At 42.2% G+C, this 9,702-nt stretch carries 9 protein-coding genes and 2 rRNA genes; all 11 read left to right on the top strand.

Annotated features, from left to right (window positions below; genetic code table 11):
- Positions 1 to 498 (top strand): 23S ribosomal RNA (locus ADH02_RS03280); the annotation flags it as partial.
- A 79-nt stretch (positions 499 to 577) separates the two neighbouring features.
- Positions 578 to 693: ribosomal RNA gene (gene rrf, locus ADH02_RS03275) — 5S ribosomal RNA — on the top strand.
- A 124-nt stretch (positions 694 to 817) separates the two neighbouring features.
- Positions 818 to 1,498: a hypothetical protein gene (locus ADH02_RS03270; RefSeq protein ID WP_048782573.1), complete on the top strand. Its 681-nt coding sequence runs from the start codon at positions 818 to 820 to the stop codon at positions 1,496 to 1,498.
- Between the two features lie 173 nt (positions 1,499 to 1,671).
- Positions 1,672 to 2,433, top strand: a complete 762-nt coding sequence (locus tag ADH02_RS03265) for a ParA family protein (protein ID WP_048709805.1) — start codon at positions 1,672 to 1,674, stop codon at positions 2,431 to 2,433.
- Positions 2,426 to 3,325, top strand: a complete 900-nt coding sequence (locus tag ADH02_RS03260) for a ParB/RepB/Spo0J family partition protein (RefSeq protein ID WP_048782571.1) — start codon at positions 2,426 to 2,428, stop codon at positions 3,323 to 3,325. Before ADH02_RS03265 ends, ADH02_RS03260 begins: the two co-directional genes overlap by 8 nt.
- 12 nt (positions 3,326 to 3,337) lie before the next feature.
- Entirely contained in the window at positions 3,338 to 3,547 is a 210-nt protein-coding gene (locus tag ADH02_RS03255; protein ID WP_048711626.1) for a DUF951 domain-containing protein, read from the top strand.
- Between the two features lie 16 nt (positions 3,548 to 3,563).
- Positions 3,564 to 4,664 (top strand): redox-regulated ATPase YchF, encoded by a 1,101-nt coding sequence (gene ychF / locus ADH02_RS03250; protein ID WP_048711624.1) that lies wholly within the window; start codon positions 3,564 to 3,566, stop codon positions 4,662 to 4,664.
- A gap of 20 nt (positions 4,665 to 4,684) precedes the next feature.
- Complete coding sequence (locus ADH02_RS03245) at positions 4,685 to 5,371, top strand: DUF1129 domain-containing protein (RefSeq protein ID WP_048782569.1); 687 nt, start codon at positions 4,685 to 4,687, stop codon at positions 5,369 to 5,371.
- A gap of 88 nt (positions 5,372 to 5,459) precedes the next feature.
- The gene (locus ADH02_RS03240) at positions 5,460 to 7,277 is read left to right on the top strand and encodes a DUF2207 domain-containing protein (protein ID WP_048782567.1); all 1,818 of its coding nucleotides are present in this window, start codon (positions 5,460 to 5,462) and stop codon (positions 7,275 to 7,277) included.
- A gap of 14 nt (positions 7,278 to 7,291) precedes the next feature.
- Positions 7,292 to 7,993, top strand: a complete 702-nt coding sequence (locus ADH02_RS03235; protein ID WP_048782565.1) for an O-methyltransferase — start codon at positions 7,292 to 7,294, stop codon at positions 7,991 to 7,993.
- A gap of 69 nt (positions 7,994 to 8,062) precedes the next feature.
- A complete protein-coding gene (gene gltX / locus ADH02_RS03230; RefSeq protein WP_048782563.1) occupies positions 8,063 to 9,538 on the top strand; it encodes a glutamate--tRNA ligase in 1,476 nt (491 codons plus the stop codon).
- The last annotated feature ends 164 nt before the right edge of the window (positions 9,539 to 9,702 follow it).

Below are 9,702 nucleotides of genomic sequence, written 5' to 3'. Positions count from 1 at the left end.
CCGTATGGAAGGGCCATCGCTCAACGGATAAAAGCTACCCTGGGGATAACAGGCTTATCTCCCCCAAGAGTTCACATCGACGGGGAGGTTTGGCACCTCGATGTCGGCTCATCGCATCCTGGGGCTGAAGTCGGTCCCAAGGGTTGGGCTGTTCGCCCATTAAAGCGGTACGCGAGCTGGGTTCAGAACGTCGTGAGACAGTTCGGTCCCTATCCGTCGCGGGCGTTGGAAATTTGAGAGGAGCTGTCCTTAGTACGAGAGGACCGGGATGGACACACCGCTGGTGTACCAGTTGTTCTGCCAAGAGCATCGCTGGGTAGCTATGTGTGGACGGGATAAACGCTGAAAGCATCTAAGCGTGAAGCCCCCCTCGAGATGAGATTTCCCATCATTTTAAATGAGTAAGACCCCTGAGAGACGATCAGGTAGATAGGCTAGAAGTGGAAGTGCCGCGAGGCATGGAGCGGACTAGTACTAATCGGTCGAGGACTTAACCACGAGTTGTATAGCTGGTAGATTGATGGAGTTGGATATAGATTCAGTTTTGAAAGAACGAAAGTTTTTTCAGAAGATAAAGTGTGGTGACGATGGCAAGAAGGATACACCTGTTCCCATCTCGAACACAGAAGTTAAGCTTCTTAGCGCCGATAGTAGTTGGGGGTTTCTCCCTGCGAGGGTAGGACGTTGCCACGCAAACTGTGTAAGCTGGGCCTAGTGCCCAGCTTATTTTGTAGCTGTTTTTCTAATATTTTATTTTAAGAGAATTTTTGAAGGAAGTTTGCTATAATAAAACGGATGATAAGGAGGAGGTAAAATCATGAAATGGATTAAAAGTACAGTATTAATGGCGTTTCTATGCGTTTTATCTGCTTGTGGAAATGGCTTATCAACAGAGGCGGTCCAAGAACAAATCGCAAGCTCTGAAGAGTCGGTTTCCAATTATCATATTACTGTGAAGCAATCGGACTATAAGGAAGGGTCGAAAACTCCTGGGGCACAAACGGTAGCAAGTGCTAGCGCGTGGAAAGACGGCACAGGATACGGCTCGAAAATCGATAAAAATGCTGGTAAGGTAACCAACCAGCTCGAAGTGATTGCGGATGCCAATGTTGGGTTTATTCGCTACTATCAAGACAAGTGGGAACAAACCATTACAGCAGCCTCAAGTCTTCAAAATACGGTTGTTTTTCCGTATGCAAAGGTGATTCAATTAACGAAGGAAATTCATCAAGAAGTGCCTTGGAAGAAGACGTTCTCTGGGTACGAGAAGACCTATACAGGAAACGATGAAGCGATTCGTAAGGCATTGACGTCGGTTCTTGAAATTGCGACGACGGATACGTCTAAAGTCGAGTTAAAAATCAAGACAGATGGCGCTGGAAATCTGATTACAAATGTTGAAATTAAGGTAACGGATGAAGGCGAACAAATACGTAAAGAATACTCTATCGCGTACTTACAATTTAATGAACAACAAAAGAAAGCTTTGCCGCAATAAGGGCGAAGCTTTTTTCGTAAAATAAAACCGCTATGACTACAAAAAAAGGCGCTTTTTTGTTACAATAGAAAAGAACAAAATATTGCGAGAAATGAAGAACATTTTGTAGACATGCGAGAGGGAGAATGCTTGCATTCTCCCTTTTTTATAACAAGAAAACATGGAGGAAGAATATGGGACGTGTGATATCCGTTGCCAACCAAAAAGGTGGAGTTGGGAAAACAACTTCGACAGTGAGTTTGGCTGCAGCACTTGCCGTTCATGGCAAAAAAGTATTGATTATTGATAGTGACCCTCAAGGAAATGCGACGAGTGGTCTTGGCGTGCAAAAAGGAGAGCTAGAACAAGATGTATATGATGTTTTAGTCAACCAAGTACCAATGGCTGATGTCATTGTACCGACAACGCGCGAAAACTTGATGATTGCTCCTTCTACGATTCAGTTAGCAGGTGCCGAAATCGAGTTAACGAGCCAACCACGTCGTGAACAACGCTTGAAGGAAGCCGTGAAGAAGATTAAAGATGACTACGATTATATCTTTATCGACTGCCCACCTTCACTAGGGCATTTGACAATGAATGCTTTTACGGCCAGCGACACAGTTCTAATTCCTGTGCAATGTGAATACTACGCACTTGAAGGGTTGTCACAACTCATGAACACAATCACGATGGTTCGCAAACACTTCAATCCGCAGTTGAAGATTGAGGGAGTTCTTTTAACGATGTACGATGCGCGTACGAACTTAGGGAACGAAGTGAAAGACGATGTGATTAAGTATTTCCGTGAAAAAGTATATAAAACAATTATTCCTAGAAACGTACGTCTATCTGAGGCGCCAAGTTACGGACAAGCGATTGTCGACTACGATCCACGCTCTCGTGGTGCTGAAGTGTACATGGAGTTAGCAAAGGAAGTGTTGGCACATGAGTAAAAATCAAAAAGGAAAAGGTCTTGGACGTGGAATCGATGCGTTATTCATGAATGACTTGGATACAATCGATGCATTGGAGCAAGTTCAAGATTCAGAACAAATTCAACAAATTGCCGTTTCAGAAATTCGTCCAAACCCATATCAACCTCGTAAAGAGTTTGATGAAGAGGGCTTGGCAGAATTAGCAGAATCAATTCGTCAAAATGGAGTCTTCCAACCAATCATCGTTCGTAAGTCGAAAATTAAAGGCTACGAGCTTGTGGCTGGGGAACGTCGCTTGCGTGCGTCTAAATTAGCCGAGAAAGAAACGATTCCGGCAATCGTACGTGACTACTCTGAAGAAACGATGATTCAAATCGCGGTTGTCGAAAACTTACAACGTGAAAACTTGAAACCATTAGATGAAGCGATGGCTTACCGCACATTGATGGATTCATTGAAATTAAAACAAGAAGAAGTCGCAAATCGTGTCGGCAAGAGTCGTTCATATGTGGCAAACTTCTTACGTTTATTAACATTGCCAGTTCCTGTGCAAGAACTCGTTCAAAATGGCGAGTTGTCAGCAGGGCATGCACGTACTTTACTTGGATTAAAAGACCAAACGAAAATCTTACCGGTCGCTAAAAAAGCGGTGAAGGAAGGCTTGACAGTTCGTGCCTTGGAGCAACTCGTTCAATCGATTAATGAACCAGTCAAGAAAGTCGTTAAAAAAGCAGCGAAGCCGAAGAAATCTATGTATATCGTTGAATCAGAAGAACGCTTAATGGATAAATTCGGAACAAGCGTGCAAATCGTCGAAAAAGGCGAGCGTGGAAAAATCGAGATTGAATACCTTTCTCAAAAGGATTTAACACGTATTTTAGAAGTATTAGAAATCGAATTAGACGATTAAAAAGGAGTCTGTATGAAAGCAGGAACAACGTATCAATTACACGATCATGTGGAAATGAAAAAGCCGCATGCGTGCCAAACGAATTCCTGGGAAATCATCCGTATGGGGATGGACATTCGTATCAAGTGTGATCACTGTGGTCAAATGGTCCTAATGCCAAGACGGGAATTCGAGAAGAAGATGAAAAAGGTCACTGTAGTAGCGGCCGAAGAAAACAAATAAAGAAAGAGTGTGACAAATGGCCTTAACAGCTGGAATCGTCGGCTTACCAAACGTTGGGAAGTCAACATTATTTAATGCAATTACAAAAGCAGGGGTCGAAGCAGCGAACTATCCGTTTGCGACGATTGACCCTAACGTCGGAGTGGTAGAAGTGCCAGACCTTCGTTTACAAAAACTAACAGAATTAGTGAAACCCAAGAAAACTGTTCCAACGACATTTGAATTTACAGATATCGCGGGAATCGTGAAAGGGGCAAGCCGCGGGGAAGGTCTTGGAAACAAATTCTTAAGCCATATCCGTCAAGTAGATGCGATTTGCCAAGTCGTTCGTTGTTTTGAAGACGAAAATATTACACACGTGGCTGGGAAAGTTGACCCAATCGCCGACATCGAAACAATTAACCTAGAGTTAGTGTTAGCCGACCTTGAGTCAGTGGACAAACGTATCGCTCGTGTGGCAAAAATTGCGAAAACTAAAGATAAAGACGCGGTTGCAGAACTTGCAGTTTTAGAAAAAATCAAACCTGTCTTAGAAGAAGGAAAATTAGCACGTACGATTGAATTCACAGACGAAGAACTTCCAATCGTGAAAGGCTTATTCCTTTTAACAACAAAACCAATGCTTTACATCGCAAACATCTCTGAAGATGACGTGATGGAAGGTGGCCATAACCAATATGTGCAATTAGTAGAAGATTATGCTGCAAAAGAAGATGCAGAAGTCGTTGTGATTTGTGCGAAAATCGAAGAAGAGGTAGCCGAATTAGAGGAAGAAGAGAAACAAGCATTCTTAGAAGAAATGGGTATCGAAATCTCAGGGTTAGATATCTTAATCCAAAAAGCATACCACTTATTAGGATTAGCGACTTACTTTACAGCGGGTGAACAAGAAGTACGTGCGTGGACATTCCGTCGCGGTATGAAAGCTCCGCAATGTGCGGGAATCATCCACTCAGACTTCGAACGTGGATTTATCCGTGCCGAAACTGTAGCCTACGCAGACCTACTAGAATACGGTAGTATGACGGCTGCAAAAGAAAACGGAAAAGTTCGTCAAGAAGGTAAAGAATATGTCGTGCAAGATGGCGACGTAATGCTCTTTAGATTTAATGTATAAGGTTATCGGAGGATTGTAGCATGTCAGAACAAAACGTACAAGAAGAAGTAGTAGTAGTGTCACTAGACGCTCTTAAAGCAGAATTAACAAATAAAAATGAACAATACATCTATCAATTAGAACGCGATTTAAAAGCAGCTGGATTTGACGAAGCGCAAATCGAAAAAGAATTATCGGTGATGCTTCCAGAAATCGTTGAAAAACAAAAAGCGGGCGTAACAGCTCGTCAATTGTTTGGTACGGTAACAGAACGCGTTCAGTCAATCGTAGCTGGACCAACTAAAGATCCAGATGCAAAATCTCCAGACTGGCAAATTGCAGTCGATGGTGGATTACTAGTCGGCGGATTATTCGCTCTTGTTACAGGAGTAATGTTGATGTTAAACCCAAGTGCAGACACTCAACCAATGGGATTATTTACACTATTAATCAACTTTATCGCAGGGGCATTTGTGATGCTTGCCATTTCTAAGAATGCACCGAAATTTGACAATCCAAAAGGTCAACGTGGTTATATCCGTTACTTAGTTGTAAGTACGGTTGCGATGGTCGCTTGGTTAATCTTAGTGGTGTTAAGCCAACAATACATCCCATCTGTGATCAACATTGTGATGAGTTACGAGTGGTACTTACTCATCGGGGCTGCGGCTCTTGCTGGTAAATTCTACTTGAAGAAGAAATTAAATATTGTCGGATCAGTAATGTAAGAAACGAAAACAATCTGTGTGACGGTGACGGCGAAGTGCTTCGTGGAAGTCGGCAGTCATCGCACACTTCTTTTATAGAGGTGAGCATATGAAACAAATGAAACGTTGGATTATCACGTTATTATTAGGATTAGTTGCCTTTTTGGGACTCGGTACTACGGTTGATGCGAGAAGTTTAGTCGTTGATAAGTATGATATCGAAGCAAATATTTTAGAAAATGGGGACGTTCAGTTCTTCGAAACAATCACTTTCCAATCAGACGGTGCGTATAACGGGGTCTTCTACAACTTGGATTACTCTGGTTTTGGGAAACCAACAGATGTCAATGCGTATTTAGAAACAAGTGAAGGTCGCTTGTTAATGAACCAGGAGAATTCTGGGAAAAAGGGAACGTATCAATTAACGGACAGTGGTTCGAAGATTCAGTTCAAAGTATTTTTCCCATTTTCGAACTCGAAATTAAAAGTGACTTTCCAATATACGATTCCAAAACTCATTACGAACTACTTGGATACGGCGGAATTAAACCGTAAAGTAGTCGGAAAAGAGTGGGAAATCGACCAACGCAATATTACGGTGAAGGTGAATATTCCTGGAACAGCTTCAAGGGAAACGCTTCGTGCATGGGGACATGGCGCAGGCCAAAACGGGAATGTTCAAATTGCGAGCGACTATCGTTCGGTAACGCTCACGGCCCCTCAAAACGAAAGTGGAGATTTTGTGGAAGTGCATATGTTATTCCCACAAACATTGACGCATGCGAATACAAATGTGAAAAATGAAAAAGCGTTTGACCGTATCGTAGCCGAAGAGGAAAAGCTCATCAATGAAGCTAAAGCTCTTAAAAACACAGGCTTCATCGGAATGATTGTAGGGTGGGTTTTACTTGCCTTAAATATGGTTTATGCTTTTGCGACAGGATTCTTTGCGAATCGTAAACGTCTTGCTCAAGTACAACATATTCCAGATCATCTCTATGAACTTCCTGAAGATATTACGCCAGCCGTCATGAATCAGGCAGTTTATGGAAAAACAGATATGAAAGACTTTAGTGCAACAGTGATGGACCTTGTTCGTAAGAAAGTCTTGAAGTTATCCGATACTGAGCCATATACAATTACGCTTGTGGACAATAAACAAGAAATGCTTCGTCATGAAAAATTAGCGCTTCATTTACTTTTTGATATCGTTGGCGGTACAAGAAAAACGATTGAACTGGAAGAAGTGAAGAAGTATGCGAAAAATAATTCAACAACTTACTATAATGAATGTCAAAAATGGATGGGGGCTGTCGATACAGCCGCTGAGAAATACCGTGTCACACGTTTTGGTAAAGATGAACCTCAAGGACGTAGCGGATTCCCAGGATGCTTACTCGTTATCATCGGGGCTTTAACGATTGGTGCGGCCTTCTTAACGAAGAATTCAAATTATTTATTGTGGACTGTTGCAGGCGTACTCTGTATCGTTGGCCCATTAACGCTTATCGGGACAGGAATTTTTGCCAACCGTCGTTCTCTTGAAGGGGAATTACGTTATCGTAAATGGCAAGCCTTTAAACAAATGCTAAAAGATCTCTCACCAATGAAGCGAATCGAAGATTTACCAAGTATTCAACTGTGGGATCACTTCCTTGTTTATGCCATCCCTTTAGGTGTAGCGGAACACGTGATCAAAGTGTTGAAAAAATTAATACCAGACCAATTACCAAACAGTATTTTCTATTCAAATCAAAACGGAACAATTTACTATCCTGTTTCTGATTTTAATAAGACATTTACAAGCTCATACAACACTGCGGATACTGCTGTGAACGGAAGCAGCAACTCTGGTGGATTCGGCGGAGGATTCTCTGGCGGATCGAGCGGTGGTAGTGGTGGAGGATCCGGCGGTGGCGGATTCTAATCAAAGGAGAATTTATGTTAAACGAAATGATGCACAGACCAGTTGTCAAACCGGAACTGGTCGAGTACATGCGTTCAAGTCAACGCCGTTTTCCGGGTGGCTTGGGTGAATTAGAAAATACAGCCAATGAATTAGGAATTCCAATTATTCCTCATGAAACAGCTGTGTTTCTAGATTTTATTGTTGGATTGTACCAACCAAAAAATATTTTAGAGATTGGAACGGCAGTCGGATTCTCAGCGAGTTTGATGGCCACAGCTTCACCACAAGCGAAAGTAACCACCATCGATCGCTATGAATTAATGTATAGCCGTGCCAAAGCCAACTTTGAAAGACTAGGGTTAGCCGACCGTATCACACAACTTGAAGGCGATGCGGCAGATATTTTACCAACGTTAGAACAAGGAAAATACGACTTCCTATTTATGGATAGCGCCAAAGCCAAATACATCGAGTTCTTCCCCTATTGCATGGACGTGCTTGAAGTTGGTGGCGTACTAATGGTGGACGATATTTTCCAAGGGGGAACGATTTTAGAAGACGTGATGGAGCGCCCAAGACGTGTGCGTAAGATTCATCGCCGTCTCAATATGTTCCTTGATTTGGTTCAAAGCGACCCAACATTAAAATCAACTTTACTTCCACTGGGCGACGGAGTGATTCTCATTCAAAAGATGGAAGAAAAAGATTTTAAATATATTTTAGAAGAGTTGTAAATTAATCATGGAAATCCCCATTGAAAAGTTTTACAATAAGAAGGATGACAAAAGAAAGGAAGTTTTACAATGACAGATAAAGTGCGTGTACGTTATGCACCAAGTCCAACAGGGCACTTACACATCGGGAATGCCCGTACAGCTCTATTTAACTATTTATTCGCGAGACATTATGGTGGAGAGTTCATCATCCGTATCGAGGATACTGACCGCAAGAGAAATCTTGAACACGGTGAAGAAAGCCAATTAGAAAACTTAACATGGCTTGGAATGGATTGGGATGAAGGTCCAGACAAACCTGGCAAATACGGGCCTTACCGTCAATCAGAACGTGAACACATTTATAATCCACTAATCGAGCAATTAATTGCCGAAGATAAAGCGTATAAATGCTACATGACAGAGGAAGAATTGGAAGCAGAACGTGAAGCGCAACGTGCTCGTGGCGAAATGCCTCACTACAGCGGTCAACATGCTCACTTAACACAAGAGCAACGTGACGCTTTTGAAGCAGAAGGGCGCACTCCTGTTGTTCGTTTCCGTGTTCCAAAACAAGGAACTTACGCATTCGACGATATCGTTAAAGGTGACATTTCATTCGAATCTACAAGTGTTGGTGGCGACTTCGTTATCTTAAAACGTGACGGAATGCCAACTTACAACTTCGCAGTAGCAGTGGATGACCACTTCATGGAAATCACTCACGTTTTACGTGGAGATGACCATATTGCGAACACTCCAAAACAATTAATGATTTACGAAGCATTCGGTTGGGAACCCCCACGTTTCGGACATATGACTTTAATCATTAATACGGAGACAGGTAAGAAATTATCTAAACGTGATGAATCAATCCTACAATTCATCGAACAATATAAAGACTTAGGGTACTTACCAGAAGCGATGTTTAACTTTATCGCGCTTCTAGGATGGTCTCCTCAAGGGGAACACGAAATCTTCAGCCGTGAAGAATTCATCGAAATCTTCGACGAAAAACGTCTTGGTAAATCACCAGCTGCCTTCGATCCTAAGAAATTAGAATGGATTAACAACACATACGTGAAGAAAACTCCATTAGAAGAAGTCGCTGAAATGGCGATTGCTCAATTAAAAGAAGCAGGCATTGTGAAAGAAGAAGTTTCTCCTGAAGAACATGCATGGTTAGTGAAATTAGTGGCTTTATACCACGACCAAATGAGCTACATGAATGAAATCGTTGAGTTATCAGCGCTATTCTTCAGAAAAGATTTCGAAGTGGAAAATGAACAAGCTAAAGAAGTTCTTCAAGGCGAAACAGTTCCAACTGTATTGAACGCTTTTGTTGCGAAATTAGAATCAATGGAAACATTCGATGAACCAAGTATTCTTGCAGCGATCAAGGAAGTTCAAAAGGAAACTGGCGTGAAGGGTAAAAACTTGTTTATGCCAATTCGTGTGGCTACGAGTGGACAAACACACGGGCCGGAGATTGGCAAGACGATTGAATTGCTTGGCAGAGAACGCAGCATTGCACACGTGCAAGCCGCACTTGCTCTTATTAAATAAAAGCTAACAGAAAGGGTTAACGCAAACTGCGTTAACTCTTTTTTTGTGCATAGAAAGAGAAGGAGGACCTAACGGTCCGATATACTCGAGATTCCCTCGGATGTCTTCATAATAGCTATAATGGGGTACCGGTTCGAGCCTAGGGTCTCTCACCTTTAAAGCCT

Source organism: Streptococcus sp. 263_SSPC, assembly GCF_001071995.1.
Lineage (GTDB): Bacteria > Bacillota > Bacilli > Lactobacillales > Aerococcaceae > Granulicatella.
This window is presented reverse-complemented; position numbering and strand designations above follow the sequence as displayed.

Bases quoted from the DNA above. Each gene is read 5' to 3' on its own strand.
- ADH02_RS03270 (WP_048782573.1), top strand. From the start codon at position 818: ATGAAATGGATTAAAAGTACAGTATTAATGGCGTTTCTATGCGTTTTA.
- ADH02_RS03265 (WP_048709805.1), top strand. From the start codon at position 1,672: ATGGGACGTGTGATATCCGTTGCCAACCAAAAAGGTGGAGTTGGGAAA.
- ADH02_RS03260 (WP_048782571.1), top strand. From the start codon at position 2,426: ATGAGTAAAAATCAAAAAGGAAAAGGTCTTGGACGTGGAATCGATGCG.
- ADH02_RS03255 (WP_048711626.1), top strand. From the start codon at position 3,338: ATGAAAGCAGGAACAACGTATCAATTACACGATCATGTGGAAATGAAA.
- ychF (WP_048711624.1), top strand. From the start codon at position 3,564: ATGGCCTTAACAGCTGGAATCGTCGGCTTACCAAACGTTGGGAAGTCA.
- ADH02_RS03245 (WP_048782569.1), top strand. From the start codon at position 4,685: ATGTCAGAACAAAACGTACAAGAAGAAGTAGTAGTAGTGTCACTAGAC.
- ADH02_RS03240 (WP_048782567.1), top strand. From the start codon at position 5,460: ATGAAACAAATGAAACGTTGGATTATCACGTTATTATTAGGATTAGTT.
- ADH02_RS03235 (WP_048782565.1), top strand. From the start codon at position 7,292: ATGTTAAACGAAATGATGCACAGACCAGTTGTCAAACCGGAACTGGTC.
- gltX (WP_048782563.1), top strand. From the start codon at position 8,063: ATGACAGATAAAGTGCGTGTACGTTATGCACCAAGTCCAACAGGGCAC.